Origin of the sequence: Streptococcus sanguinis (genome assembly GCF_008329445.1) — a bacterium.
GTDB classification, from domain to species: Bacteria; Bacillota; Bacilli; order Lactobacillales; family Streptococcaceae; genus Streptococcus; species Streptococcus sanguinis_O.
In genome coordinates this window covers 60,457-87,240 of the sequence record NZ_VIBR01000001.1, presented here as the reverse complement: position 1 = coordinate 87,240, position 26,784 = coordinate 60,457, and the positions used below count along the sequence as shown (strand labels likewise).

The window sequence follows — 26,784 nt, the reverse complement described above, 5'->3', positions numbered from 1 at the left end:
CAGCCGAATAATCGACTGATTGTTTTTTATTTATCCAAGCTGTTTTTGATACCTTCAACGGCACCTTCTACAGCTCCTTTAGCATCTTCAGCAACTTCTTTGGCTTTGGCAACAGTTTTTTCTAAAAAGCCTTCTGCTTCAGTCTTGTTATCGCCTGTAACTTTGCCCACGCCTTCTTTAACAGCGCCTTTAGCTTGATCGAATTTATTTTCTAGTGACATAATTTTGCCTCCATTCTTTTTTACGGTTTCTGATACCGTTTACAGTAGTATAAGTTTTTTCTTTTCAAAGGTCAACTATTCTGCTCATTCTATGAGAAAATCAGTCCAGCTGAAAAATCAATCTCTCCTTATCAAAGCTGGCCTGTAACTCATACTTGCCTGCTTCGTTTTGCCGGATATAGCCCAAGATTACTAGGCTATCGACAAAAATGTCCCGCCGCTTCTGCATGAGCTCATCCTTGCGGACATACTTAAGAAGAAAGGTCGTCATATACTTTAGTGCATACTCGGGATTGACATCGCCCAAGACAGCATAGAGGGGCTTTTGTGCCTCAGACAGGGGATACTGGCGCTGCATCTTGTAAAAATAATTTGCCAAGGTCAGCTTATCCCGCAGAAAATCTGTCTCTTCAAGCAAAACAGCCGCATTGGTCTGATTGGAAAGCTGAGTCTCAAAGCGCAGCTCCAACAGTTCCTGATAGAGGGGACTATCATTACGGATAAAGATTTCCTGATCCAAACACAAGTCCTCCAAACTTTCCACAAGAGGCAGCGATAGGTAATATCGCTTGTTCTCCCGCCGGATGTAGCCAGCTTTGATATACTCTTCTATCGAGCGGTCAATGTTGGCCACGCCCTCAAAGTCTCTCTTAATCTCCCGCAGAATCACTGCCTCATGCTGATCCAAATAATCAATCAGCTCCTGGAAAAAAGGCTGGCGCGTCAAACGGCTGGGATTGATGATTTTAATCATGGAGTTCTCCTTTGTAGATGAGTTTTCTTGACTGAGCCAACTGGCTAGGATTCGTCCCAGGCTGACCTATGGGAACCGCTAAGCCCAAGTCCAGATAATATTCCTGCCAAAAATCAGAAATCAGATTTTTCTCATCGCCAAACTGCATGGGAATCGTATCAAAAATCGGCAAAATCTCTGCAATATACTCCGAACAGTAAAAACCATCGGACTGCGGATAGAAGCTGAAATTGTATGGCTTTCCTAGATGCAATTTGGCTTTTTTAAAGACAACATCTGCATCAATAGCTGGATAGCGATATACGTCATAAACATCCTCATCCTGCAAAAAATCAGACAAATCTTGATTGACAACACCCTTCTCATGGGTTGCATGATAAATCTCACCATTAAAAAAGATGGCCACATGACTGTATGAACCTGTTGCTGCTCGGATTGCAGCAGCAATTTCTGAAGATCCGACTGTAAAAATCAAATCTCCGTCTTGTAAATCTTGAATCTTCATTTCTCTCGCCTATCAAAAAAGGAGCCGAGACCCCTTTTTAAGTATGAGGGGAATAGCCCTCATCTAGTAACTTATTCCCTCAAATGAGCTCTTTAAGCATTAAAACTTTCTGTTAGTTGAGGTACCACTTGCTTCTTACGAGAAACAGCGCCTGCAAGGAAAGCATGGTTGTTTTCAAGAACAAAGTTGAAGGCTGCTTCGACCTTGTCCATATTGCTTCCGATAGCCAAAATTTCTGAGTTTGAGTTGATAATATCTGTAATCATCAAGACAAAGTCAGAATAGCCATTATCAGCGATTGCTTTTTCAATAGCCGCTTCGATTTCTGCTTGACGCTCCAAAACTTCAGCAATATCAACTGTGTTGACCTGTGCCACACGGACATTGTTTCCGTTGAGCTCAAATGTTTTCGCATCGATGTCGATCAATTCTTCTGCAGACTTGCTAGCCAAGTTTGTACCTGCCTTAAGCATTGCCAAACCATACTCTTCCAAGTTGACACCAGCTAGCTCAGCCAATTCTGGTGCAATGACTTTGTCAGTCGGATGAGTTGTTGGTGACTTGAGCAAGAGAGTATCAGAGATCAAACCAGACAGCATCAATCCTGCAATTTCTTTTGGAACTGCTACGCCGTGCTCCTTGAACATACGGTAAACAATAGAGGAAGCAGATCCCACTGGCTCCAAGCGCATGTAAAGTGGACTAGCCGTTTCAAAGTTAGCAACACGGTGGTGGTCCACTACGCCATAAACTTCAACTTCAGCGATATCTGTCACAGACTGCTGGAATTCATTGTGGTCAGTCAAGATAACTTGCTCAGCTCCCTCTGCCTTTGCAGATGTAATCACGCGCGGTGCTGCCACGCCAAAGTAACCCAAAACAAAGGCTGTTTCTTCATTAGGCTCACCCAGAGCAACAACTTCTGTATCCAAGCCATAAGCTTCGCGAGCCAAGTAAGCAAAAGCGTAAGATGAACCGATGGCATCTGAGTCAGGATTTTGGTGACCGAAAACTAAAATTTTAGACATGATAAACCTCTTCTTTTATATAAACTTATTGCATTTATTTTACCACAATTACAGGCATTTCACAAAAGCAGAAGGACATTTTCTTAAGAAAAATGGACTGGTAGCCTACCAGCCCATTAATTCATACTCAAAGTAGATTAGCTATTATGCACCCGATTCATATACTCTGTATAGGATTCAGTCTGCATGAGTTCCTTGGCATTCTTGACCCGATCAGCTGTTGGAGGCTTAACTCCTTCCAGTTTGTAAGGGATACCCAGCTCCCGCCATTTGAATTCTCCCATGGTATGGTAAGGGAGAATTTCAAACTTATCAACATTCTTCAGTGTCTTAACAAACTTACCTAGCTCAATCAGGTCATCATCGCGGTCGGTCAATCCCGGCACCAAGACATGGCGTATCCAGACTGGCTTTCCAATGTCAGACAGGTACTTGGCACAAGCCAAGATATTCTTGTTAGTCTGGCTGGTCACGATTTTGTGCTGTTCTTCGTTAATCTCTTTAATATCCAGTAGGACAAGGTCAGTGACTGCCATAAGCTTGTCAAATTTTTTCAGATAGCGAGGCGTATTTCTGAAGGGGAGGGCACAGGTATCCAAAGTACAGTGGATGCCCAGTTCCTTAGCCTTGGTAAAGAGGGCAATTAGAAAATCAATCTGCAGCAAGGCTTCTCCTCCGCTGACAGTGATGCCGCCTTTGTTGCCCCAGAAGCCCTTATAACGGAGAGCCTCTTGCAAGACATCATCCACTGTCCGCAGCTGAGATTTGTTGGTCTCCATCTCCCATGTGTCCGGATTATGGCAGTACTGGCAGCGCATATGGCAGCCCTGCAAAAAAACAATAAAACGGATACCCGGTCCATCAACAGCTCCAAAACTTTCGGTGGAGTGGATCATGCCCGTTACCTTTCCATAATCAACTGCTTCTTCAATTTTCTCTTCAACCATCGCACAACCTCTTAACTCTGAAAACGTTTTATAACTAACTACATTATAACATGATTAAAGCAAAAATAGACTTAATTTGCCTATTTTTTAGAAAACAAACTGTTTTTCAGTTTCATTTTCAGTGTTTTACAACAGATGAAATTTTAGGGCGAAAGCGGTAACAGACTTGCTCTTAGATGCTGGCAAATAAAAAATCAGGGTAGGTTCTTTAGTCCACACTGATTTCACTTTTTAAATTGATTTTAGTTAATTTCTGCTTCTCTTTTTGAGAGTAAAAGCAAACATTAGCAAGGCCAATCCCAAGACTGCCCAGCCACTGTTATTTTGGCCGGTCTGCGGGAGTCCCTTCTTCTTGCTGCCAACTGTCTGACCTTGTCTAGTTTGATTGGACGATGGAGGATTGGTCTGAGACGGAGCTCCTTGCTCTGCTGCTACAGAAGATTGTCCAGTTGATTGAGACGGTTGGGAACTGTCAGATGTTGAAGCTGCAACATCCTTAGAAAAGTCCAGCTGCACCACTACCGGATCATGGTCTGATGCTCTGCCATGTTCCTCCATGAAAGAGGCATTGATATGGACAGGCGCAAAGACTGCCTTGCCTGCCAGGTTCTTCGAAATAAAAATATTGTCCAAGCTTTGGTTGCTGCCGCGGTAGAAATAGGAATAACGGTCAGCCGCATCATGCTCCTGCATAAGATTAATCAGTTCATTACCCGCCAGTGCTTTAGCCGTTTCGGAAAATTCAAAATCGTTAAAATCACCAGTCAGCACAAACTTAAGGTTAGGATTTTGTCTCAGTCCTTCCTGAACAAAGCTATTTAAAATTTTAGCCTGCTCAATTCGGGCTGCCTGCGTATGCTGAACTGCTGGCTGAGCAGAGCCATAAACGGCATCATCCCCAATCTTGGACTTCAAATGATTGACAATAACGACGATATTCTGGCCCTTAAATTCAAACTCCGCTGCCAAGGATTTACGAACCTTGGTAAAGGCTGGATTTGTTGGAGCAATCCGGGCAGGATTCTTAACCAAATGGCCACCGGAAAAGCTAGCTGCTTCGTCACTCGTACCGGCTTCTTTTTCGACTAACTTCACCCGATTTGGATCGTAAAGAAAGGCCACGCGGATATTAGAGCCAGGCTTGCCGCCATCTTGACCGTCAAGTGGTGCAACTTCAGTGTACTTGTAAGTTTTTCCGCCCAGTTCTTTGATACGAGCCGCTAGTTTCTCGCCGCTTTTGACACCGCTGGTCGTTCCGTCATTGACACTGCCATTCTCATCTTGAACCTCGATGAGCGTGATGATATCTGGACTGTGGATTTCATTGATAAAGGAATTAGCGATTCTAGTCACTTTTTCCTCAGGTGTTTCACCTTTTTTAGCATTAGCAGAAAAATTCTCGATATTGTAGGAAGCAATAGTCAGCTTGTCTTCGCTTGGATAGATAGGAGAGACCTGTCTCTGCAAGCCACCGTCCACCAAATCAGGCAGCTGAGTCGGCTCCAACTTGTAAATCTTCCCACGATAGGTCACGACTCCGACCACATCACCATTGAAATAATCCTTGGCCTTGGCAATGAATTTATTGCCAACATAGACTGGAATGGTTGCTGTATTTTGAGCGTTTGGACGAAGATTGAGACCTCCGATATTGTTTAATGGTTGGGCTTGGTAGCCTTCAGGTAAGAGATAAATGTCTCCACGGTACTGCGGGCCTAAAACGCGTGGCCTCTTCACCGTCGTCAACATTCCTTCCAAACTTTCCCAGTAGTCCAACGCTTCACTTTGAGGCTGATAATTATTAATATCGTTATCGACCGTATCCTGAGGCATATTAGCCACGATGTCAACTGGATCAGGTAAGTCAGTTTTCCCTTCCTTGGTCACCTTGGAAGCCATCAGCATGGTAACTGTCAAACTACCACTGGGCTTGTTGAAAGTTTGTCCCTGACGAACGCTGAGATCTTCCATGTAGCCTTCTTTGACGCGTCCTTCAAGACTAAGTTTGTCTCCGACATCGACTTTTTCTTTAGAAACAACATAAAGAGCATCAGAAGTCCTGCTATTTCCATCAGGAGTCACGTCTTGAACATAAAAACCATAGCGGTCTGTTTTCGTCACAACTACATTGGAAACTTGGACTTCCTTGTCCTCATAGGGAGAGGTTTGTGATTCTCCCTGAATGGTTCCCACATTGGGCACAGCTTCTGGTCCGCTAGCAGCAACTTGTGCTGCAGCAGGAACTTGGCCTTCCTTTTCCACTGCCTCTGTAGAAGCTGCCTTTGGCTCTCCTGATTCTGCTGATGCACTCTCTGCTTGACTGGCAACCGACGCATCACTTACAGGTGGATTCTCTGTAAGAGCTGCCGCATCTGAAGTCGACGAACTTACTGCTTCTTCTGCTCCGACCAGTTGGACAGAAAAAAGCAGGGACAGAAAAGCAGCTAGCAAGACCACTGTAGGAAAGAGCTGCCTGTAAGAAACTTGTTTTTTCATGAATTTCTCCTTTTCTGTATAAATGTATATTATCCTATTTAATTTTTATTATAAAGAAAAGAATCAAATTTTGCAAAGGCTTTCTTAAAATTCTGTATTAGTTTCTCTTACTTCAGAAAAATACTTGCCTAGACTGGCCCAACACAGAAAAAAAGAATCTGGAAACATTTCCAGATTCTTTCGAGACTTTAGTTTTCTCCCACTAAGATAGCCAAGGTTTCGTATGGCTGCAGGGTCATCACATGGTCAATCTGAGTCTTGCCGTAATTGGATAGGAGAACCTGACCATTTTGATAATCCGGCAGGATGTCCACCGTAATCGGGTCAGCATAGAAGTTGTTAAGTACTAAAAGTTTTTGCCCTTGCCACTCCCTCTCAAAGGCATAGACCTGGGGACTGTCTTCATAGGCTGGCTGATAGCTGCCTTCTGCGATGATAGGCAGTTCCTTACGCAGGGCAATCAATTTCTGATAAAAGGTAAAGATTGGTCCCTTGATTTCATTTTCCACATTGATAAGAGGATAGGATTTGCCCGCCTTCAGCCATGGAGTTCCTGTTGTAAAACCTGCATTGACTGAATCATCCCATTGTATTGGTGTCCGAGAATTATCACGAGATTTAGCCTTGATAATCCTGAAGGCTGCTTCTGGCGATTGCCCTTCGGCAAGCAGAGCCTGGTAAGCATTGAGAGACTCGACATCAACATAGTCTTCCATGGAGTCGTAGTCAGGATCCACCATGCCAATCTCCTCACCCATGTAGATATAAGGCGTCCCGCGCGACAGATGAATACTGGCTGCCAGCATGGTCGCTCCTTCATTGCGGAAATTCTCTACATCGACGAAGCGGTTGAGAGCTCGCGGCTGATCATGGTTGTTCCAAAAGAGGGCTGACCAGCCATCATGATCGCTCATTTCCTTACCCCAAGTGTGGAAGAGGCATTTTAACTCTTCAAAGTCAAAGGCCTTAAGCGTCCATTTCTGTCCATCTTCATAGTCCACCTTGAGATGATGGAAATTAAAGGCCATAGATAGCTCCTGCCGGTCTGGTGCGGTGTAAAGAATGCAATTTTCAATCGTCGTAGCGCTCATTTCGCCAACCGTCATAAAGGAATCGTCCTGCCCAAAGGTCGCTTCATTCATCATACGCAGATAGTCATGCACGATTGGCTTATCAGTATAGGCTGGCTTGCCATCCTGCTCTGGACAGTCCGTCAGTACCTCATCTTTTCCGATGACGTTGATGACATCAAAGCGGAAGCCCTTGACTCCTTTGTCTCGCCAAAAATTCACCACTTTAAAGAGCTCTTGACGAACATTGGGGTTGCGCCAGTTAAGATCTGCTTGAGTGATGTCATAAAGATGTAGATAATATTTGCCCGTATCGCCAAATGGAGCCCAGGCACTGCCGCCAAACTTGGACAGCCAGTCCGTTGGCTCATCCCGCAGGATAAAGAAGTCCTGATAGTAGGAATCCCCAGCCAGTGCCTTTTGGAACCACTCATGTTCAATCGAGCAATGGTTAAGAACCATGTCTAGCATAAAGTCAATACCATGCTGCTGACCAACCTTGACCATCTCTTCAAAGTCTGCCATATCTCCAAAGATAGGATCTACCGCAGTGTAATCAGAAATATCGTAACCATTGTCCCGCTGCGGACTCGGATAGAAAGGATTGAGCCAGATCATGTCCACTCCCAGCTCTTTCAAGTAGGGAAGTTTTTCAATAATCCCGCGAAAATCTCCTACTCCGTTCCCCGTCGTGTCTTTAAAAGATTTTGGATAAATTTGGTAGACAACCTTTGTTTTATCAAGTGTCATATTTTCTCCTTTTTTGAGAAAAGGGACAGATTTTAAAGCACCGTCCCTTTCTATAAGTCATTTCATTTTTCTTTAAAGTGGCTTAACGTTCATCAACTGACTGCCTCGCTCAACTACCCGAGGAAGTTGTTCAATCACCTCCACCTGATACTTATCTGAGTTCGTAATGATGACTGGTGTTTCCGTTACATAGCCCGCTTTCTTGATCATGTCTATATCAAAGGAAATGAGCTTGTCGCCAACCTTAACCTTATCTCCCTGAGACACATAGCCTTCAAAGCCTTTACCCTCCAGATTAACAGTGTCCATTCCGATATGCATCAGGATTTCAACCCCTTCATCTGACAGGATACCGATTGCATGCTTGGTTGGGAAGAAGACTGTTACTCTACCATTAACTGGTGAAACCAACTCACCTTGGCTAGGAACAATGACAACTCCACGCCCCATCAAACCTTGTGCAAAGACAGGATCTGTTGCTTGACTCAATTCTTTGACTTCTCCTGCCAGCGGACTAGTAATCGTTACAGGAGCTGATGAATCAGCTGCTTTCACCTCTGGAGATGACTCAGCTTTGGATGGCCCGGCAAATTCTGCCTCTTCCTGAGCTGCAAACTCTGCCTGCAATTCTGGATCTTCCTCTGCCTTCGTTAAGAAGCCTGTCTTGTGGAAGAAGAAAGTCAGGAACATTGGTACAAGGATTGCTACAAGCATAACTCCAGCAAATGGAATCATATATTTTGCTTGGATAGAAAGGATACCTGGTAAACCACCAATACCAATAGCATTTGCCGTTATATTAAAGGTTACAGAAAGCAGACCCGCAACAGACGAACCAATCATTCCCGCAACAAATGGATAAACGTACTTAACATTGACCCCGAAGAGAGCAGGCTCAGTAACACCAAGGTAAGCTGAAATGGTTGCAGGCAGGGAAATTTGCGCTTCCCGCTCATCATGGCGTTTCATAAGGTAATAAGCAAATACAGCTGAGCCTTGAGCGATATTGGACAGAGCAATCATTGGCCAAAGACCAGTACCACCGGCATCAGCTACCAACTGAGTATCAATCGCATTGGTCATATGGTGAAGACCTGTGATAACAAATGGTGCATAAAGAGCACCAAATACTGCGCCAAAGAGCCATTTAACTGGACCGGTTAAACCTGCAAGAACAACTGATGAAAGCCCCTGACCGATTGTCCAACCGATAGGACCCAAGACAGTATGAGCCAGAATCAGAGCTGGAATCAATGATAAGAATGGTACAAAAATCATAGACACTACTTCTGGAATATGTTTACGCCAAAAGATTTCCAGATAAGATAGAGATAAACCTGCTAAAAGGGCTGGAATAACCTGAGCTTGGTAACCAACACGATTGACAGTGAAGAAACCGAAATCCCAAACCCAGTCCTTAGCGATTTCAGCTGCGGATGTTGATGCTACTGAATAAGCATTAAGCAATTGTGGTGACACCAAACAGATTCCCAAGACAATCCCAAGAATTTGGCTAGTTCCCATTTTACGAGAAACAGACCAAGTGATTCCAACTGGCAGGAATTGGAAAATTGCTTCTCCTGGAAGCCACAAGAAATGGTTGATGCCAGACCAGAATTTGGATACCTCTGTGATTGTTTTCCCATCCAACATAGACCAATGAACGCCTTCAAGGACATTGCGGAAGCCAAGGATTAACCCTCCGACAATCAAAGCTGGAATGATAGGGGTAAAAATTTCTGCCAGAGTGGCCATAACCCGCTGAAGGGGATTTTGCTTGCTCTTGGCAGCAGACTTGGCTGCTTCTTTTGATACTCCCTCAATACCTGATACAGCAGTGAAGTCATTGTAAAAGATTGGCACATCATTTCCAATGATGACTTGGAATTGCCCAGCATTTGTAAAAGTTCCCTTGACCACTGGGATTGCCTCAATGGCCTTGACATTGGCCTTTTTATCATCGCCAAGTACAAAGCGCATCCGAGTTGCACAGTGGCTAACTGCTGTAACATTCTCTTTGCCGCCGATTGCATCTAGCAGATCTTTGGCTTCCTTCTCAAATTTTCCCATTTGACTACTGGCTGAATGAGAATCCAGCACTCTCCTTATATTTTTTTATGAGTTAGTTTTTCAACACATCTCTACAAATTATTGTAATCGATTTCAAAGATGTAGGCAAGTTGTTTGTTGAAAAAAGCCTTTATTTTTGATAAAATTTTCTAGGTTGTATGCAAAAAAGAAAACAAGTGGAGTTTATGATGAAGAAATACAAACAATTGTTCAAACAGATTGAGAAAGATATTTTGGAAGAACGTTATGCAGTCGGAGACTTCTTGCCCAGCGAACATCAGCTGACAGAAGACTATCAGGTCAGCCGCGACACGGTGCGCAAGGCTCTGGCCCTGCTGCAGGAAGAAGGATTGATTGAAAAAGTCCGCGGACAAGGTTCCAAAGTCATCAAGCATGAACAGTTTGACTTTCCTGTGTCTAAGCTGACCAGCTATCAAGAAGTAGTCAAGCAGAATAATATGCAGTCCAAAACCAATGTTGTCAGCTTGGAAAAGATTAACGTAGATCAGAAACTATCCGACATCACTGGCTTCCCTCCCTATAGACTGGTTTGGCGAATCGTCCGTCAGCGTGTTGTAGACCAAATCGCCTCTGTATTAGATATTGACTATTTAGACAAGGGTATCGTCCCCTACTTGACAAGGGAAATCGCTGAGCAGTCCATTTATGCTTATTTGGAAAATGATTTAAAGCTTAACATTGCCTATGCCAAAAAGGAATTTACCATTGACCACGCCAATGACCGAGACAAGATTCTCATGGACCTCGGCAAGGACCAGCAAGTCGTCTCTGTCAAATCCCAGGTCTATCTGGCAGACGGCCGCCAGTTTCAATATACCGAGAGCCGTCACAAGCTGGACAAATTTCGCTTTGTGGATTTTGCTAAGCGCCAGAAAGAATAACCTTGAGTTCCCCATCCAGACCACAAAACCACCCCTGCCTTCCAGCTGGCAGAGGTGGTTTCTTTTATGAGTAGTCTAAGGCTGCTTTGTTTTGGAGCGACAAAGAGCCTCAAAATTCTTTTTACTTGTTTTAGGAGATTTATATGAAAAAATTAGTTAAGGGCTTCTGCTGCTTTTTAAACGTTACTTATTCTTATTACTTCCTTTCTTACTTTTGCGCCTGTGAGAATGTCAATACTTGCTTATCATATAGGGTAACTTTAGATGTCATTGGACTGTCCTCATTTCTATTTTGATGCTATTAGTATAATCCCAGAAACTTAAGACAGACTTATAAAAAACTTGAAGGAAACTTAAAAGACTGAGGTTATTTCTCAGCCTTTTCTGCTTCTTCAATAATGTCAGAAATTTCAACCTTAACCTTCGTAACACGGCCATTTTTAACCTTGTCATTGGTCAAAATGAGTAGCTTATTTTGACTTTCGACTTCGTAGCTAATGCGTTCTTTCGGGTCTGGAATAGTCCCCACACAAGTCAAGTAATAGCCAGCAATCGTATCCACATCGTCGCTTTCGATTTCAACTTCAAAATATTCATTAAAGTCATTGAGGGTCATGGTTCCTAATACGATGTAGGTATTCTCGCCGATTTCATGGACTTCGATTTCAGCCTTGTCAGTCTCATCGTCGATCTCACCGACAATCTCCTCCAAGAGGTCTTCCAGTGTGACCAAACCAGCCATACCACCATACTCATCCAAGAGAATCGCCATTTGATTTTGCGTGTTACGCAGCTCCTTGAGCAAATCATCGACAAACATGGTTTCCGGTACAAAGAGAGGCTCCTGCAGAATCTTGCGCAGAACGATATTGTCAAAACCATTGATGAATCCTTCATTGAGCAGTCGCTTGGTATGAATCAGACCGATGACATTGTCCTTATCCCCATCATAGACAGGAATCCGCGAGAAGCTCTGTTTGAGAATGCTTTCGATGATTTCCTTGGTATCGTCCTGAATGTCCACCATAAAGGCATCCGTCCGCGGCACCATCAGTTCACGCGCCATCAGCTCATCCAGGGAGAAAATCCCCTGCAGCATCTCAATCTCGTCCGCATCCAAGGTCTCTTCGCTCTTAGTTAGCATATACTCAATCTCATCCCGGGTCATCTTTTCGTCTGCATCATCAAACTTCATCGGCGTTATTCGGCTCAGCAGGTTGGTTGAAGCTGACAGCAACCAAACGAAGGGACTAACAATCTTGCCAAGAAAAATAATAACCGGAGCAGCCCGCACAGCTAGATTGTCTTTCAGGTTCATGGCAATACGCTTAGGATAAAGCTCGCCCAAAACAATGGAAATATAGGTCAGCAGCACCAGAGCCAAGAAAGTCCCGATAGCACGCGCAGTTTCAGAATTTCCCATCCAAGAAGAGAACAATTTTCCCAAATTATCCGCAAAGCTGGCCCCAGACAGGATATTGATAACCGTAATCCCAACCTGAATAGTTGATAAGAAGTTATTGGGGCTTTCCAAGACAGCTAAGAGCCGGATATACTTGAGGTCGCCCTCTTCAGCCTTTTGCTCCACACGCGCCCGATTGAGCGATACCATTGCCATCTCAGCAGCTGAGAAAAAGGCATTTAACAAAGTCAATATAAACAGTAGTAAGGCTTGCCATAACATATTCTGACTGCCAGGGTCTTCCATTGATTCTTTCTCCTCGAAATGTATAAGTAAATCTGATTATATCATATTTTTAAATTTAGTGCACAGGAAATGAAAATAAGACGGAAGGTCTTCCTTCCGTCTTATTTTCTGGTCTTGAGGCCCTAGAATCAATCGATTCCCAAACTCATCCTTATTTATTAATAATCCCAAACTCTTCGTTCTTCTTCTGTTGCTGGGCTTCCTTGTGATTGTCATAGAGGTTAGCCAAGAACTTGGCGATTTCTTTGAGGATAGAATAGGTCGGGATTGCCACAATCATCCCCAGCACGCCATAGATATTGCTGGATAAGAGCAAGAGCACCATGATGGTAATAGGATGGACCTTCATCACACCACCAACGATACGGGGATAGAGGATATTGCCATCGACCTGCTGGATAATCAGCATGTAAATCAAGGCCGCCACCATCTTCTGAGGATCGGTAAAAGCATACGTAATGACCATGGGAATCAAGCCGATACTCGGTCCTACATAAGGAATCAGGTTAGCCAGACTGGAAAAAATAGCAAAGACCAAAGCGTACTTGAGTCCAATGACACTATAGCCAATATAGGCCAGAGCACCGATAATCAGGGCATCGATTGAAATTCCACTGATATAGCGGGCAACAGTAGCATTGAGATTGGTCAGCAAGCTGGAGATATTGAGCTTATCGCGCTTGAGGACTGTCCGCTCCAGCATGGGCAAAAGCTTATGGCCATCCATGAGGAAGTAAACCAAGAAAATCGGCGTCATAATCAAAATCATCAGCGTGTTGACAACTGCTGACAGAACGCTGCCCAGACTGTTGGTTACACTGTTGAGAATATTCTGCAGAATATCCACATAAGACAGATTGAGCTGCTGAATGGTGGACTGGATATTCAGATTCCGAAAGAGCGGATTTTTAGATAATTGATTAACAAAACTTTGAATTTCCCAATAAAGGCCTTGTGTGGAATTAATCAAGCTGCTCAGCTGATTAATCAAAATTGGCAAGAGATAAATAACGCCCAAAGCAATCAAGCCAAACAGAAGGCTGAGTGTAATCAGAATCCCAATCATTCGGTTGATTTTGAGCTTATCCTGGAGAAATTTTACCAGTGGATTCGTAATATAGTAAAGAAATCCTCCCACAAGAAAGGGAATCAAGATGGTATTCACAACGCTAACAATCGGGGTTATCATATCCCCCATCTGGCGCCAGATAAAGAAAATAATCGTTAGCAAAAGGACCTCACTGGTCCAAAACATCAGCTTACTTTTATGAAACATTTGACTCCTCCTATCAGTTATTTTACCATAAATTTTGTTATAATAAAGGAGATTTAACGAAAGAAAGAGTAAAAATGGAAAAGATTATCAAACTGGAAAATGTGAGCTTGGCTAAACAAGGCCGAACCATCTTAAAAGATCTCAACTGGCAGGTAAAAAAAGGGGAGCATTGGGCCATCCTCGGTCTCAACGGTTCTGGAAAGTCTACTCTCCTGCGCTTGCTCATGGCTGAGCATTGGAAGACTAAGGGCAAGGTGACGGTTCTCGGTACGGAATTTGGTGCCGGCGACATTCCTCAGCTGCGAACTAGGATTGGAGTAGTTGGCTCCTTCATTGCTGAACGCCTGCCCAGCCGTCTCACATCTGAAGAAATCGTCCTGACAGGCAAGTATAAAAGCAGTATTCTCTACGCTCCTTACGGGCAAACTGAGCTGAACCAAGCTAGGGAAATGCTGGCTTCCATTGGCGGGCAAGAATTGATTGGCCGAAGCTACATCAGTCTGTCTCAAGGGGAAAAGCAGCTCTTGCTGATTGCGCGCAGTCTCATGGAAAAACCAGAACTGCTTATCTTAGACGAAGCGACCAGCGGTCTGGATCTCTTTGCCCGCGAGCGCCTGCTGGATCAGATTGGTAAGATTACACAGATGGACCAAGCTCCAACCATCCTCTATGTCACCCACCATGTAGAGGAAATCACTGCTGCTATGGATCATGTCCTGCTCCTAAAAGAAGGAGAAATCATAGCCCAAGGTCCTAAAGAAGACATTCTTCAAAAAGAGGTCATGAATCAATTTTATCCCCAGCCAGTCGAGCTGATTGAGCTGGGAGAAGACCGCTATTTCGTCAAGGTGGAGGGCAGGTCCTCATGAAGCAATTTTCTAATACCATCTTCAACCTAGGCTACTTCCTGATTCTGACCATGACTGCGATTGCCTTGCTTTTCCTGTCAGGGCAGATTCTGCTGTCCCATACTTACATACCTTTGAGAATTTCTGAAGGAGTCCAATTCGTCAGTAATCCTTGGTATTTCTACCCTATTCTCCTGCTCTTTCTCCTCAGCCTCTTTTTAATCCGGCCTCTGTTGGAAAAGGTTCAGACCAAGCATCTTTTTTGGTTTCTGTCCCTCATCTTTATAGCAGCAGCGATTTTTCTGATAACGGCCTACGATGGCCGCATCCGAGCTGACGCCAAGCACGTTTTCAATGCAGCCCTAGCCTTTAACCGAGGAGATTACAGCTCGCTGACAACCGTCGGAAGCTACATGTATCGTAATCCCCATCAGCTAGGACTGATGACTCTGGAGCGACTTTATACTTTTATTTCTCCGACGACTCAATTTGCCTTTAGCATGAATGTCGGCTGGACTTTACTCAGTCATTTCTTGATTTATAAGATTACAGCTCTCCTCAATGCCAGAGAAATGATCCAGAAATACACGATTCTGCTGACCTTTCTCTTTCTACCACAACTCTTTTTCATCCTCTTTGTCTACGGTACCATTCCCGGGCTCTTCTTCTGTCTGCTCAGTCTCTATGCTTTTATCAAGCTGGATCAGAAAGGAAATTTACTCTATGCCTTGCTGGGAGCGGCCAGTATTAGTCTGGCCTGCCTCCTGCGCAACAACTACATCATCTTTGCCATCATGCTGATTGGAGTCTGCTTCCTGTCCATCTTTTATAAATGGTCTTGGAAGAAACCCTTAGCCATCATCCTGATTTTAGCCGGTATCGTCCTTTCAAACAAGGGTCTGACGGCCTACTATGAGCAGCTGATTGGGGGCAAGATTGGTGTCGGTACCCCAAAAATCGCCTACATCACTATGGGCCTGCGGGATGATCCCAATCGGCAGACCTTGGGAGGCTGGTACGATGCCTACAATACCAAGATTCTCAAGCGCAACAAATACGATGAAAAATTGGCTACAGAAATGGCCACTCGGGATTTGAAGGACATTTTGATTCACTTCAGTAAGCATCCGGCTTATGCGCTGAAATTCTTCTACGAAAAGGTCAAGTCGACCTGGACTGAGCCAACTTTTCAGTCTATTTGGACTGGACCTCAGATTGAGCGCCAACAATACATGAAACCAACTATCCTACGCAGCATTTATGAGGAAAGAAAAGGTTATCAGATTGTTAATTTCCTGCTCTTGACCCTGCTAGCCAGCATCTATCTGCTCTCCTGTTTCTTTATCCTGCATAAATTTTTCGTCGCCGAGGAAAAGCTGACGCCTTTTGACCTCTATCCCTTCATCTTTCTATTAGGGGGCGGCCTCTTCCACTTCTTCTGGGAAACCAAGAGCCAGTATGTCTATATCTATGTCCTCCTTCTCATCCCTTCCGCCGCTCAATCCTTAGTCGACCTGAGCGATTGGTGGAAGAACAAAGGAAAAGGTGAGCCAAAAGACCAACTTGAGAAAGACCTATAAAACTTGAACACTTGACAAGAATTCCTTATAATTTTATAGGAATATTAAGTGAAACAAAGTTGAATTTGTAACTGAAATATTTTGTATTTTACGAAAGGAGAATAGTGATTTATGTTTTCAATATTAGGTGCAGTATTATTTGGAGTTATAGCAATTATGACAGTTCTTGTTGCTTGCGGTCTGCCTTTGGGCGAATATACAATGGGTGGACAACATAAAATCTTACCTAAGAAATTTAGACTTGCGGCAGTCATTTCGGTAGCTATCCAAATTTTTGCCATGATCATTATTTTGCAAGCTGGAGGTTTACTTCCCTTGTGGCTGTCTTTTAAGGTGACTAAATTTATTTGTTTCTTCTTTGCCGCTTACCTATCCTTGAATACGATTATGAACATGATTTCAAAAAGTAAGAAAGAAAAATATGTTATGACTCCTCTTTCACTTATAGCTGCAATATGTTTTTGGATAACAGCATTTCAGATGTAGTATGTGAGCGAGGATCATCTACAGTGAGTCAAATTGGAGTTTGTAGAGGTGAGAAAAATGCAATGGCAACATATTCAACTTAAATCTAAATAATATAAAATTATGAGGAGATTATAAGATGAACAATTATATAAAATTAAATGAAGATAGATGGAATAATGTACAAAATGATTATACTGAGCCATTGACACATGAAGAATTAGAAGAAGTTAGAAATAATCCAATTTCTGTTGCATTAACTGTTGGGAAAAAAGTTCCGAAAGAATGGTTTGAAAAAGCCAACGGAAAAAAGATATTAGGTTTAGCTTGTGGTGGTGGACAGCAGGGTCCAATTTTTGCTATAAAAGGTTATGATGTAACCATAATGGATTTTTCTAAATCACAATTACAAAGAGATAAGATGGTTGCTAAAAGAGAAGGCTTAAAAATCAACACAGTTCAAGGCGATATGACAAAACCATTTCCATTTGAAAATGAAACTTTTGATATTATTTTTAATCCGGTTTCAAATGTATATATAGAAGATTTAGAAAACATGTATAAAGAAGCCTCTCGAGTATTGAAAAAGAGTGGACTGTTAATGGTCGGATTTATGAACCCTTGGATATACATGTACGATGCTGACATTGTATGGGACAAACCCGATGAAGAATTACTTTTAAAGTTTTCAATACCTTTTAATTCAAAAGAGCTTGAAGAGGAAGGCAAAATAACCATAAATCCAGAATATGGATATGAATTTAGCCATACCTTAGAAACTCAGATTAGAGGACAACTTAAAAATGGTCTCGCTATGATAGATTTTTATGAATCATGTGATAAAAGACATAGATTATCACGTTATGGAAATGACTATATAGCTACACTCTGCATTAAACTATAATATTATAGAAAACACTTAAGGAGAATAGCCCATTTTATTTTCCTTAAGGCTTAAAATCTAAAAATCCCAGTTTGTCTAATTGAATCAAAGAATGTTTAAAACAGTAAATCAAAAAGTTTTACTGTTTTTTGCTCATTTTTCCAAAATAAAAGAGTCAGTAATTTTTGAATCAAGAAAATCGCAATAACTGGAATAAAGCAACCCTAACAGGCATTTTGAAGAGGCAAGAGTATTGATGCGATGTAGTCAAAGTCAAAACCGAAATTCTATATTAAATGGAAAGAGCTAAAAGTGTTAGAAATTGTTTAGAGACACTAGTAAAAGAAAATAGAGGACTAACACAGGTTAAGAAGCAAGAGCTAGGGCTCTAACATTAAGTAAATATATGATATAATAGTAAAAATGTTTAGGGAAGCGAATTAGAATATACAGAGCAAAGGGGATGACAAATGTTGAAGCAGAAAACAAAGACGAGTGCAGTTATATTAGCACTGTTAGCAGCTGGATTTTATGCAATTAACACGCCATTTTCAAAAGTTCTTTTGAATAATGTTACACCAACTTTTATTGCCGCTTTTCTTTATCTTGGTGCTGGTCTTGGCGTTGGAATAATGTATTTATTTCACATAAAAAAAGAGAAAAAATCAGAGAGACTTACAAAGCAGGATTTACCTTATACAATCGGAATGATTGGATTAGATATAGCCGCCCCTATATTTTTAATGATAGGTATAAAAATGGGAACAGCATCTAATGCGTCACTCCTTGGTAATTTTGAAATTGTGGCAACTGCGTTAATGGCGTTACTGTTTTTCAAGGAGAAGGTATCAAGAAAGCTGTGGATTGCCATTGGATTTATTACGCTATCTAGTATTGTTTTGTCATTTGAGGGAAGTGATAGTTTCCAGTTTTCTATAGGTTCTTTTTTTGTGATACTAGCAACCTGTTGCTGGGGACTTGAGAATAACTGTACAAGAAAGATGTCAGATAAAAGCACATATGAGATTGTTTTGCTAAAAGGCATTTTTTCTGGCGGAGGTTCATTTACTATTGCATTGGTACTTGGCGAAAAGATTCCAGAAATGAAATACATTGCCGAAGTTATGCTATTAGGATTTGTAGCATACGGATTAAGTATTTTTCTTTATATAAGAGCGCAAAGAGACTTAGGTGCAGCTAAGACAAGTTCTTTTTATGCTGTAGCACCGTTTGTGGGATCATTTTTAGCCTTTGCAGTAAATGGAGAAAAATTGGCTCTAGAATATTTTATAGGGCTGGCTCTGATGTTTCTAGGAACGGTATTTGTAGTATATGACACTATGGTAAAGCATCATCTTCATGAGCATACGCATACGATTGTTCATACACATAACGGCGTGACTCATGCTCATGTAATCACTCATGAACATGAGCATAAGCACTTCGGAAATGAGGAGAGACATAATCACAAGCACAAAGATTATATAAATAGTCAGGAGCATAAATTGGCTCATGCGAATGGATTATAAATCCTAGTTTGTCTAATTAAATCGAAGAATGTTTAAAACAGTAAATCACAAAGGTTTACTGCTTTTTTGCTTATTTTGAGAAGTCATAACCACCCGTGAAAACAGGTAACTTGTACACCGGCTATATGCAATTTCCCTCCAGCGACGTCTAAAGAAGTTCGCTGAACATTGCTCGGGGCAATGCTATGTTCGTTTGACTAATGCCCGTAAAAACAGGCTTTTATCTTATTCTAAAACTGCCATCTGAGAACGGTTTGACACTTAACTTATCAAAGACAAGGTCATTTTTTCCCAATCACGTATATTAGAAACTATCTTTTCATTTAGGCCAACGATATTCACATAGTCCCCTCTCCCCCAAAACTTTCGATTGTCATAATATAACCCCTCTTGTTTTTCAATCTGAACAGGAGGGGTTGTTTTGAATGGAAATGAATAAGACTTAGTTTTGTGTTATTAGCATTTTCATCACTTCATTTTAATCGTAATCAGCATACCTCCACCAAGCTATTGTTGCGATAAGACCTAGAATACTTACCCCAAATAAACTGACAATGCTCCCAAAATTCAATAGTGCTTTTCCTGCAATACCACTTGCGAGTGCAGGAATTGCCCATGGAATGTATTTCCCAAAGTTAAGAGCAGAACCAAGCTGAGAAAAAATAATAGTAAAAATGATAAATGCCAATGGTGACAAATATCCCCGGCCTAAACAAGCAAAAAGAGCTACTGGAGTAGAGAGTATGATTGTAAGAGTAGTACAAAAACCAAAAGTAAGTACACCTTTGAAAATCACCGTTAAGCTACCGCCTTCAAGTCCAATCAGATTGCCAGCTAATAATCCCAATAAAAGTGCAAAAATTGATAGAATATAGCTCCATAGAGCGATAACGATAAACTTGGATAATACGATTGTATCTCTTCTTATCGGGAGTGCTAATAGGTCAATCATCGTTTTATCAGAATATTCTCTACCAAAAACCCAAGATGCTGTAAATCCAAAAATGAGCAATCCCCCAACAGAAATGACTTGTGATATGGTCATTAAGTATGACGACCAATCTGTTATCCTCATCATTTCCATTTTTGCAGAAATCAAACCAAGATTTTTGAAATTCTCTGGATATTTCATCATAGTTGCAAACAAGCCAACAATAAAAGGAACTAAACAGATAGAACAAGCAGTTACGATGGAAAGTTTTGATTTTATTAACTTTCTCCATTCAATTAAAATACAGGAACTAAGCTTTTTCATTCGAGATTCCTCCATTATGGTCATTCAGTATTCTTAAGAAATAATGCTCTAAATCTTCTTTTTCAACAATCAGTGATTTAGGTGGATAACCTGCATTGACTAGCAATGTAGCAACATCATCCGGGCATTCCACAGATTTTGTATCAATTAGTTCTAAGAAATTGATATTATTTTCTGTGTCTGATTGAATGTTTACATGATAGCCCTGGTTAGATAATACTTCTTTCATAGCCTTATTATTAGAACCACTTACTAGTAACTTCTTTTCTAAGTACTGCTCTAATTCATTGCTTTCAACTTCTCTTATAAGTCTGCCCTCATGTATAATGACTATCCTAGTAGCAATTTTAGATATTTCCTCTAGATTATGACTTGAAATAAGAACAGTTGTACCTAGATGATTCGCCAATTCCTTTAACAGTTCTCTCACTTCAATAACTCCAAAAGGATCTAATCCATTTGTCGGCTCATCAAGAATTAGAATTTTAGGTTTATGAATAATCGCTTTTGCAATTCCTAAACGCGCAACATTTCCTAAAGAAAGATGCTTCTCCTGTTTATGTTCATATTGCTTTAGTTTTAATTTTTCAATTACCCAGTCAATATTATCTTTATTAACCCCTCTTAATTTACCAACGATTTCTAAATTTTCTCTCACCGTTAAATCCGGATAAGAATAAGGCGTCTCAATAATATAACCTATTTCGTTTCGAAGTTCTAAATTATTCAGATCTAACTTTTTTCCTTGAATATAGCATTCTCCTGATGTAGATTTTATCAATCCTAGCATCATTCTCATCGTCGTTGTTTTCCCTGCACCATTCAGTCCTAAAAACCCTACTATTTCACCAGGTTTTATTGATAGATTCAAGTTGTTGACAACATTTTTTGTTCCATATCTTTTAGAAAGGTTTGCGGTTCTAATTGCTTCTTTCACCATTACCTATCCTCCTTAGTAATTTGCTCAACAATTCCTTGTATGACTAACTTCAATGTAGTATCAAATTGTTCTTCACCGATTTCCTCGATGTGTAATATAGTCATAGCAATCGTTCTAAATAAAGCAGAGACGATTTCTACCGATACATTTTCTCTAATATTGATTCGGGATACAATTTTTTTTACCATCCTATCATCTATCAGATGATGATTTGTTATCGCCTCTTTCGGCAATTTTCTTATGAGTAATTCCATTTCATGATTTTTAAATATGGTATACATAAATGAATAGCGAAAATCTTGATAAAAATCATAAAGTAACTGTACAAGACGATTTGTATCTATCTTGACTTCCATACCTAATTGTTCTGTCAGGTGATTCATAACATCTATTTGATATTCTTCTAAGACCGCAAAAAATAACATTTCCTTTGAAGAATAAAAATTATAAAAAGAACCTTTGGAGATATCCACCATTGCTGCCATTTGGTCAACTGTGGTTTTCTTAACCCCATATCTTTGAAGACATTCCTTTGCAACTTTATGTAATTTCTTTCTAATAACTTCTTTTTCTTCGCTAGTAAAAGCAGTAGCCATAACTTCCTCCTAAAAACACTGTGACGTTTTTGTTTTTACAGTTATAGATTATCATATAAACTGAAAAATGTCAAAAGTCTTATATCTTCTATGTAAGAAAATATAAGACTTTAAATTTACACACACCTTAATTCTTTTCTTTTAGACCTAATTATTCGATTTTAACGATTTAAAAAATAAGGATACAGTACTGAAAGCTCCTATTATCTGGCTTTTCTCTCTGTATCCTTATTATATCTCAAGTTCCTTCTCTCAATTTCTCAATCATGACCAGAAAAGGCGGTTGGTTAATCTGATTGATGGTCTTGTAGAGGGCAACGGTGAAGTCCTGCTGGGGCAGTTGACTAACGAAGTCTAGCACCGCATCTTTTTCAACTTCGCCACCTTCATGCCCATAGTAAATCATGATAGCTGCACGGCCGCCTTTTTCTAAGCCTCGGCAGACCTTTTCCAAAGCTTCCAGCGTCGTATCAGGTCGAGTAATGACAGACTTGTCCGCCGAAGGCAGGTAGCCAAGATTAAAAATAGCTGCCTTGAAATGGTCCGTGTATTGGTCCATAGTCTCATGCCCAGACAAGATTAGCTGAGCATTGTCCAAGCCTGCTTCTGCCAAGCGCTGGCGGGTCTTTTCCACAGCCTGCTCCTGAATGTCAAAAGCATAGACTTGCTTGGCCAACTTAGCTAGAAAGAGGCTATCGTGCCCATTCCCCATAGTAGCATCCACCACGATATCTTCCTTGGTCACCACTTCTGCCAAAAAGGCATGGGCCATCTGTAAGGGTCTTAACATACGAATCTCTGCTCCTTTGCTTTACAGCCTTGCTTGCTGCCACGACGACGCATTTCTGCCTCAATGGCATTGAGAACTTCCCATTTATTGAGGCTCCACATAGGGCCAATCAACATATCTCGCGGAGCATCGCCTGTGATACGATGGATGACGATATGCTCAGGGATAATCTCCAGCTGGTCGCAGATGATGGAGACATACTCCTCCTGACTGAGCAGCTGCAGTCGCCCCTCATGATAATCCCGCTGCATGCGGGTATTGGTCATCAAGTGAAGCAAGTGAAGCTTGATTCCCTGAATGTCATTGTCCGTCACGCAACGGCGGACATTCTCTAGCATCATCTCATGAGTCTCACCCGGCAGGCCGTTAATCAAGTGAGAGACAATCTCCGCCTTGGGAGCCAGCTTTCGGACTCGCTGGACCGTCTCCACATAGAGCTCATAAGAATGGGCACGATTGATGAGGTCCGAGGTCTCCTCATAGGTAGTCTGAAGGCCCAGCTCTACGGTCACATGCATACGCTCGGACAAGTCAGCCAAGTAGGCGATGGTCTCATCAGGCAAACAGTCCGGCCGAGTTCCGATATTAAGTCCAACGACACCTGGCTCGTTAATGGCTTGCTCATAGCGCTCACGAATCACTTCAAGCTTCTCATGTGTATTGGTGAAGTTCTGGAAATAGACCAGATACTTACGAACATCTGGCCACTTGCGGTGCATGAAGTCAATTTCCTTGTAAAACTGCTCGCGAATGGGCGCATCCGGCGCCACAATGGCATCACCAGAACCCGAAACGGTACAGAACGTACAGCCTCCATGCGCTACCGTACCATCCCGATTGGGACAGTCAAAGCCCGCATCAATGGGTACCTTAAAAGTCTTCTCTCCAAAAAGTTTTCGATAATAATCATTCAAAGAATTGTAAGATTTCATACCTTTCATTCTACCACAAAAAAGAGTTTAGAAACAAAAATTCCCTCTTTCACAAAGAAAGAAGGAAATCACCAATTCCACAAATAGACTTTCAAATCCACACAGCCATTGGCCTTCAAGTCTACTCCCTCTGCCCAAAGCAAGTGTTTCTGGTCTTCCCAGCCTGGTGCGAGGCGTCCTGCCGCATTGACTACCCGATGGCAAGGATGCTTGCCGCCATAAAGCTCAGACTGACTGAGAATCTTTCCCACCAAGCGAGCATTTTTTGGCCGTCCAATCAAACGAGCAATCTGACCATAGGTCGCCACGCGCCCAGAGGGAATGCTATCAACAAGAGCTAAAACTGACTGTATAAGTTCTTGATTCAAAACGGAAATGACCCTCCTTCTTACAAAGTGGATCAGAAAGGCCAGAACACTATCCTTCGTTTTAGAAGCTATATTATAAAGCCTCTTTCATTGATGATGTACTCATATCATTTCCGAGCAACTTCCATTCCACTTATAGATATAAAGCTTTCTTACCCTCCAGTTCATGGCAAGATCGTTCCTAAGATAGAAGCAATCGAAACTTACTTCTACAGCTTTATTGATTAGCTAACCCTCTAAAAACTTCCAATAATGAAAGTTTAAGAGGTTATAAGTTTTTATAAATTCCATTCTACCACAAAATCCAGCAGTGACTCGAAAAATCCCTTCTTCCATAAAGAAAAAGGGATATAATTATACTCAAATAATATATATAAAACAAAATATAATCAATCTACAGATTTTAATGCTTCTAACATATTTATGTTTTTTAAACAAAAATTTACTACAGAACCTAGAATAGATAAAATTAAATTATCTCTTTATAGACAATACAGCGTCTCTCTTATCTATTTTGTAATTCATATTATTATTAGCGACAATCTCGCTGTCTCCTGATTTATATCGTTTAAAAGAATTACACATCTCTATATAGGTCATTTTATGCCTCCATAATTTTTCTTAATTTAGTCATCATAAATTTTAGCCAAAACATTATAATCACAAGTATCAAAAAATCTGAAATAAAATAAGAGGACCATAGGCCAGTTATTCCAAACAAAATTGGTAAAAATAACGCTAAAGGTATTTGAAAAATGATCTGTCTCAGAATAACTAAAAAAGTAGATATCCGCGAGAAAGAAATATATTGAAAATAGTTAGTTCCGATATTGATGATTCCTTGTACAGGTAACGAAATCATAACAAGTCTTAAGGCTGTACTAGAAAACTTTATAAATTTCGGATCGCTTGAGTTAAAAAGTGTAGCTATTTGCACTGCAAAAATTTGAATTACAAGGAACAAGCACAGAGAAAAAATTGTGCTGATTATTAGTGAAAGACTAAGTGATTGCTTTATTCTACTATAATTTTTTGCACCATAATTAAAACTAATTACAGGCTGAACTCCATTTGTAATAGCATTCATCAAAGAAATAATATAGCGATAGATTGAAGAAGTTATAGATAAAGCAGCAAGACCATAAGTACCAGCATAATCAAAAGCAACCCTATTATATAATATCAGTAATATCACAGATATGACAGTTGTGAGAAAGAATGGCAGCCCCATTGCAATAATTTTATTGATAAGTTTTTTATCAATAAATAATAAGCTCTTCAAATCCATTTTTAAATCGTTAGATTTTCCATTGTACTCTCTGAATGTCAAGATAAGTGCAGCAAGATTAGCCAGAACTGTAGATAAAGCTGATCCAAAAAAACCAGTATGAAGTACAAGAATTAGAACTGCACCAGTCCCTGCATTCACAAGAAATGAAATTGCATTGATATGTAAAACTTCTTTAATCTTACCTTGAGCCCGCAAACAGTACAAAAGAGTGTGTGAGACAAAATATATAGGCGCTCCAATAAGAAATGTAAGGCAAAATTCCTTAACATAATGATACAGTTCTTGTGGTGCCCCAAAAATAATCAATAAGCCTTCTAAGGAAAACCACAAAAGTATCGACTGTAGAATTGATAAAATTAAAGAAACTTGGATAGAGGAATCTAAAATTAATCGGGCATTTTTGTAATCCTTTTTGCCAAGTGAGATTGTCAACAAGGATGCTGTTCCTTCACTCGCTAGAGCTGAAAAAGCATAGACCAAGGCATATATCATAAATGTATATGTATTAGCAGAATTCCCCTCAAGCCCTAAGGTCTGTCCAATGAATATGCCATCAACTAAATTATAAGATCCACTTACTATTGCTGTAACTAATGAGGGAATAATTAGTTGAACTAACAGTTTTTTTACAGATATATTTTCTAATTTATTCATGACTATGTCTCATTTGTTCAAAGCTTTTTCTATTCCTAAAGATTCTTCCAGTCATATACCCTTTTAGACAACATTTCCCATTTTGATAAAGGGCATAGACACAATATAAATTACATAATAACATTTTCATTATACTGCTTCCAGTACCAAAAATTTACAAAATGTAGCCAAAATATCTCGCTTTTACAGAATAATCAAAAGCAATTTAGAAAATTTTTTTACAAACTGTAATTTTTTTGTTAGTATTGAATCTAATGAATTATACTTAGACTAAAATAATTTTTTAATAATAACAATAGAAGTACTAGGCTACATATTGACTGACAAGGAGAATAACGGCAATGACCAAAGATACGCGAGAAAATATTATAACTGCTTTCTTTCGACTTTCTGAAAAATATCCTGATAAATCTAACTTTTCTTTTTCTGAGATTGCAGAAGAAGCAGGCATAGCGAGACAAACAATCTATAAAAATCATTTCAACTCTCCTAACGAAATAATTGAAGCTATTCATCATGACATTGACGAACGAATAATGTCAAAAATGCTAGATTTTGTACCAGGTTCAAATGGATCCGATAATGCTCTTTTTATTGATTTCCTTGCTTCTGAAATAATACCATTAATTTATGAGAATAGAATCTGGCTAAAATATCTTTATTCAACTGCAGCTGATCCTAATTGGGAACCTTTTTTAAAGAAACAATATAAGACTTGGATTAGCCAAAACATTCAACTGTCTAGTAAAATGGGTTTATCTAAAGAGTTTACTGAAGAATTACTTGTTAATTATACTCTATCAATTATAAAGTCATGGATTACACAAGCAATTCCAGAATCTCCTGAAGTCTTTTCTAAAAAATTCAAATTACTTTGCAAGCTATCTATTCAAGATATTATGCAAAATGCTTAAAACTAAAAAAAC

At 40.6% G+C, this 26,784-nt stretch carries 24 protein-coding genes; 7 read left to right on the top strand and 17 right to left on the bottom strand.

Features of this window, described 5'->3' with window-relative positions:
* Positions 1–26: 26 nt before the first annotated feature.
* The 8 genes from FKX92_RS00435 to treP form a co-directional block, all read right to left on the bottom strand.
* On the bottom strand, positions 27–221 hold the full coding sequence (locus FKX92_RS00435; RefSeq protein WP_149565190.1) for a CsbD family protein: 195 nt from the start codon (positions 219–221) through the stop codon (positions 27–29).
* 100 nt (positions 222–321) lie between these two features.
* Complete coding sequence (locus FKX92_RS00430; protein ID WP_149565189.1) at positions 322–975, bottom strand: DUF1803 domain-containing protein; 654 nt, start codon at positions 973–975, stop codon at positions 322–324.
* A complete protein-coding gene (locus FKX92_RS00425) occupies positions 968–1,480 on the bottom strand; it encodes a YiiX/YebB-like N1pC/P60 family cysteine hydrolase (RefSeq protein WP_125356690.1) in 513 nt (170 codons plus the stop codon). The genes FKX92_RS00430 and FKX92_RS00425 overlap by 8 nt, the downstream gene beginning before the upstream one ends.
* Before the next feature lie 92 nt (positions 1,481–1,572).
* Entirely contained in the window at positions 1,573–2,508 is a 936-nt protein-coding gene (locus tag FKX92_RS00420; protein WP_149565188.1) for a manganese-dependent inorganic pyrophosphatase, read from the bottom strand.
* A 137-nt stretch (positions 2,509–2,645) separates the two neighbouring features.
* Complete coding sequence (gene pflA, locus FKX92_RS00415; protein ID WP_149565187.1) at positions 2,646–3,455, bottom strand: pyruvate formate-lyase-activating protein; 810 nt, start codon at positions 3,453–3,455, stop codon at positions 2,646–2,648.
* 246 nt (positions 3,456–3,701) lie between these two features.
* Positions 3,702–5,951, bottom strand: coding sequence for an endonuclease/exonuclease/phosphatase family protein (locus FKX92_RS00410; RefSeq protein WP_002934230.1), 2,250 nt, complete (start codon positions 5,949–5,951; stop codon positions 3,702–3,704).
* A gap of 188 nt (positions 5,952–6,139) precedes the next feature.
* Entirely contained in the window at positions 6,140–7,771 is a 1,632-nt protein-coding gene (gene treC, locus FKX92_RS00405) for an alpha,alpha-phosphotrehalase (RefSeq protein WP_149565186.1), read from the bottom strand.
* Positions 7,772–7,843: 72 nt separating this feature from the next.
* Entirely contained in the window at positions 7,844–9,841 is a 1,998-nt protein-coding gene (treP, locus tag FKX92_RS00400) for a PTS system trehalose-specific EIIBC component (protein ID WP_187759347.1), read from the bottom strand.
* A gap of 188 nt (positions 9,842–10,029) precedes the next feature.
* Here treP and treR point away from each other — a divergent pair, with 188 nt between their 5' ends.
* Positions 10,030–10,743: a trehalose operon repressor gene (treR, locus tag FKX92_RS00395; protein ID WP_187759384.1), complete on the top strand. Its 714-nt coding sequence runs from the start codon at positions 10,030–10,032 to the stop codon at positions 10,741–10,743.
* A gap of 367 nt (positions 10,744–11,110) precedes the next feature.
* On the opposite strand, the gene FKX92_RS00390 is transcribed toward treR, so the two are convergent.
* On the bottom strand, positions 11,111–12,451 hold the full coding sequence (locus tag FKX92_RS00390; RefSeq protein ID WP_149565183.1) for a hemolysin family protein: 1,341 nt from the start codon (positions 12,449–12,451) through the stop codon (positions 11,111–11,113).
* Between the two features lie 151 nt (positions 12,452–12,602).
* Positions 12,603–13,727 carry an AI-2E family transporter gene (locus FKX92_RS00385; protein ID WP_002894636.1) on the bottom strand — a complete coding sequence of 375 codons (1,125 nt, stop codon included), beginning with the start codon at positions 13,725–13,727 and terminating at the stop codon, positions 12,603–12,605.
* A 74-nt stretch (positions 13,728–13,801) separates the two neighbouring features.
* Between FKX92_RS00385 and FKX92_RS00380 the strand changes: the two genes are divergently transcribed.
* The 5 genes from FKX92_RS00380 (at position 13,802) to FKX92_RS00360 (ending at position 19,032) form a co-directional block, all read left to right on the top strand.
* Positions 13,802–14,596, top strand: coding sequence for an ABC transporter ATP-binding protein (locus FKX92_RS00380; RefSeq protein ID WP_048773009.1), 795 nt, complete (start codon positions 13,802–13,804; stop codon positions 14,594–14,596).
* The gene (locus FKX92_RS00375; protein WP_002909122.1) at positions 14,593–16,155 is read left to right on the top strand and encodes an ArnT family glycosyltransferase; all 1,563 of its coding nucleotides are present in this window, start codon (positions 14,593–14,595) and stop codon (positions 16,153–16,155) included. Before FKX92_RS00380 ends, FKX92_RS00375 begins: the two co-directional genes overlap by 4 nt.
* A 111-nt stretch (positions 16,156–16,266) precedes the next feature.
* Complete coding sequence (locus tag FKX92_RS00370) at positions 16,267–16,641, top strand: hypothetical protein (protein WP_049544226.1); 375 nt, start codon at positions 16,267–16,269, stop codon at positions 16,639–16,641.
* A gap of 118 nt (positions 16,642–16,759) precedes the next feature.
* On the top strand, positions 16,760–17,524 hold the full coding sequence (locus FKX92_RS00365) for a class I SAM-dependent methyltransferase (protein WP_149565182.1): 765 nt from the start codon (positions 16,760–16,762) through the stop codon (positions 17,522–17,524).
* Positions 17,525–17,973: 449 nt separating this feature from the next.
* Positions 17,974–19,032, top strand: coding sequence for a DMT family transporter (locus FKX92_RS00360; RefSeq protein ID WP_049544432.1), 1,059 nt, complete (start codon positions 17,974–17,976; stop codon positions 19,030–19,032).
* Between the two features lie 478 nt (positions 19,033–19,510).
* Here the strand turns inward: FKX92_RS00360 and FKX92_RS00355 are convergent, their stop codons facing one another.
* The 7 genes from FKX92_RS00355 to FKX92_RS00320 all read right to left on the bottom strand — a co-directional run bounded on the left by FKX92_RS00355 (position 19,511) and on the right by FKX92_RS00320 (position 25,858).
* Positions 19,511–20,287, bottom strand: coding sequence for an ABC transporter permease (locus FKX92_RS00355; RefSeq protein ID WP_002909118.1), 777 nt, complete (start codon positions 20,285–20,287; stop codon positions 19,511–19,513).
* Complete coding sequence (locus FKX92_RS00350) at positions 20,274–21,227, bottom strand: ABC transporter ATP-binding protein (RefSeq protein ID WP_149565181.1); 954 nt, start codon at positions 21,225–21,227, stop codon at positions 20,274–20,276. The genes FKX92_RS00355 and FKX92_RS00350 overlap by 14 nt, the downstream gene beginning before the upstream one ends.
* On the bottom strand, positions 21,227–21,823 hold the full coding sequence (locus FKX92_RS00345; protein ID WP_125351246.1) for a TetR/AcrR family transcriptional regulator: 597 nt from the start codon (positions 21,821–21,823) through the stop codon (positions 21,227–21,229). Before FKX92_RS00345 ends, FKX92_RS00350 begins: the two co-directional genes overlap by 1 nt.
* Positions 21,824–22,061: 238 nt before the next feature.
* Positions 22,062–22,613 (bottom strand): tRNA (mnm(5)s(2)U34)-methyltransferase, encoded by a 552-nt coding sequence (locus FKX92_RS00340; protein ID WP_149565180.1) that lies wholly within the window; start codon positions 22,611–22,613, stop codon positions 22,062–22,064.
* Complete coding sequence (locus FKX92_RS00335) at positions 22,607–23,554, bottom strand: TIGR01212 family radical SAM protein (protein ID WP_002905125.1); 948 nt, start codon at positions 23,552–23,554, stop codon at positions 22,607–22,609. The genes FKX92_RS00340 and FKX92_RS00335 overlap by 7 nt, the downstream gene beginning before the upstream one ends.
* Before the next feature lie 59 nt (positions 23,555–23,613).
* The gene (locus tag FKX92_RS00330; protein ID WP_187759346.1) at positions 23,614–23,913 is read right to left on the bottom strand and encodes an MGMT family protein; all 300 of its coding nucleotides are present in this window, start codon (positions 23,911–23,913) and stop codon (positions 23,614–23,616) included.
* 601 nt (positions 23,914–24,514) lie between these two features.
* Positions 24,515–25,858 (bottom strand): MATE family efflux transporter, encoded by a 1,344-nt coding sequence (locus tag FKX92_RS00320; protein ID WP_061589181.1) that lies wholly within the window; start codon positions 25,856–25,858, stop codon positions 24,515–24,517.
* A 341-nt stretch (positions 25,859–26,199) separates the two neighbouring features.
* Here FKX92_RS00320 and FKX92_RS00315 point away from each other — a divergent pair, with 341 nt between their 5' ends.
* On the top strand, positions 26,200–26,772 hold the full coding sequence (locus FKX92_RS00315) for a TetR/AcrR family transcriptional regulator (RefSeq protein ID WP_149565178.1): 573 nt from the start codon (positions 26,200–26,202) through the stop codon (positions 26,770–26,772).
* The last annotated feature ends 12 nt before the right edge of the window (positions 26,773–26,784 follow it).

What these genes read in the sequence shown, in the direction of transcription:
- FKX92_RS00390 (WP_149565183.1), bottom strand. Translation starts at nt 12,451, where the DNA reads ATGGAAGACCCTGGCAGTCAGAATATGTTATGGCAAGCCTTACTACTG.
- FKX92_RS00340 (WP_149565180.1), bottom strand. Translation starts at nt 22,613, where the DNA reads ATGTTAAGACCCTTACAGATGGCCCATGCCTTTTTGGCAGAAGTGGTG.
- pflA (WP_149565187.1), bottom strand. Translation starts at nt 3,455, where the DNA reads ATGGTTGAAGAGAAAATTGAAGAAGCAGTTGATTATGGAAAGGTAACG.
- FKX92_RS00430 (WP_149565189.1), bottom strand. Translation starts at nt 975, where the DNA reads ATGATTAAAATCATCAATCCCAGCCGTTTGACGCGCCAGCCTTTTTTC.
- FKX92_RS00435 (WP_149565190.1), bottom strand. Translation starts at nt 221, where the DNA reads ATGTCACTAGAAAATAAATTCGATCAAGCTAAAGGCGCTGTTAAAGAA.
- treP (WP_187759347.1), bottom strand. Translation starts at nt 9,841, where the DNA reads ATGGGAAAATTTGAGAAGGAAGCCAAAGATCTGCTAGATGCAATCGGC.
- FKX92_RS00345 (WP_125351246.1), bottom strand. Translation starts at nt 21,823, where the DNA reads ATGGCTACTGCTTTTACTAGCGAAGAAAAAGAAGTTATTAGAAAGAAA.
- FKX92_RS00350 (WP_149565181.1), bottom strand. Translation starts at nt 21,227, where the DNA reads ATGGTGAAAGAAGCAATTAGAACCGCAAACCTTTCTAAAAGATATGGA.
- FKX92_RS00425 (WP_125356690.1), bottom strand. Translation starts at nt 1,480, where the DNA reads ATGAAGATTCAAGATTTACAAGACGGAGATTTGATTTTTACAGTCGGA.
- FKX92_RS00315 (WP_149565178.1), top strand. Translation starts at nt 26,200, where the DNA reads ATGACCAAAGATACGCGAGAAAATATTATAACTGCTTTCTTTCGACTT.
- treR (WP_187759384.1), top strand. Translation starts at nt 10,030, where the DNA reads ATGAAGAAATACAAACAATTGTTCAAACAGATTGAGAAAGATATTTTG.
- FKX92_RS00370 (WP_049544226.1), top strand. Translation starts at nt 16,267, where the DNA reads ATGTTTTCAATATTAGGTGCAGTATTATTTGGAGTTATAGCAATTATG.
- FKX92_RS00360 (WP_049544432.1), top strand. Translation starts at nt 17,974, where the DNA reads ATGTTGAAGCAGAAAACAAAGACGAGTGCAGTTATATTAGCACTGTTA.
- FKX92_RS00365 (WP_149565182.1), top strand. Translation starts at nt 16,760, where the DNA reads ATGAACAATTATATAAAATTAAATGAAGATAGATGGAATAATGTACAA.
- FKX92_RS00355 (WP_002909118.1), bottom strand. Translation starts at nt 20,287, where the DNA reads ATGAAAAAGCTTAGTTCCTGTATTTTAATTGAATGGAGAAAGTTAATA.
- FKX92_RS00335 (WP_002905125.1), bottom strand. Translation starts at nt 23,554, where the DNA reads ATGAAAGGTATGAAATCTTACAATTCTTTGAATGATTATTATCGAAAA.
- FKX92_RS00410 (WP_002934230.1), bottom strand. Translation starts at nt 5,951, where the DNA reads ATGAAAAAACAAGTTTCTTACAGGCAGCTCTTTCCTACAGTGGTCTTG.
- FKX92_RS00385 (WP_002894636.1), bottom strand. Translation starts at nt 13,727, where the DNA reads ATGTTTCATAAAAGTAAGCTGATGTTTTGGACCAGTGAGGTCCTTTTG.
- FKX92_RS00320 (WP_061589181.1), bottom strand. Translation starts at nt 25,858, where the DNA reads ATGAATAAATTAGAAAATATATCTGTAAAAAAACTGTTAGTTCAACTA.
- FKX92_RS00380 (WP_048773009.1), top strand. Translation starts at nt 13,802, where the DNA reads ATGGAAAAGATTATCAAACTGGAAAATGTGAGCTTGGCTAAACAAGGC.
- FKX92_RS00375 (WP_002909122.1), top strand. Translation starts at nt 14,593, where the DNA reads ATGAAGCAATTTTCTAATACCATCTTCAACCTAGGCTACTTCCTGATT.
- FKX92_RS00420 (WP_149565188.1), bottom strand. Translation starts at nt 2,508, where the DNA reads ATGTCTAAAATTTTAGTTTTCGGTCACCAAAATCCTGACTCAGATGCC.
- treC (WP_149565186.1), bottom strand. Translation starts at nt 7,771, where the DNA reads ATGACACTTGATAAAACAAAGGTTGTCTACCAAATTTATCCAAAATCT.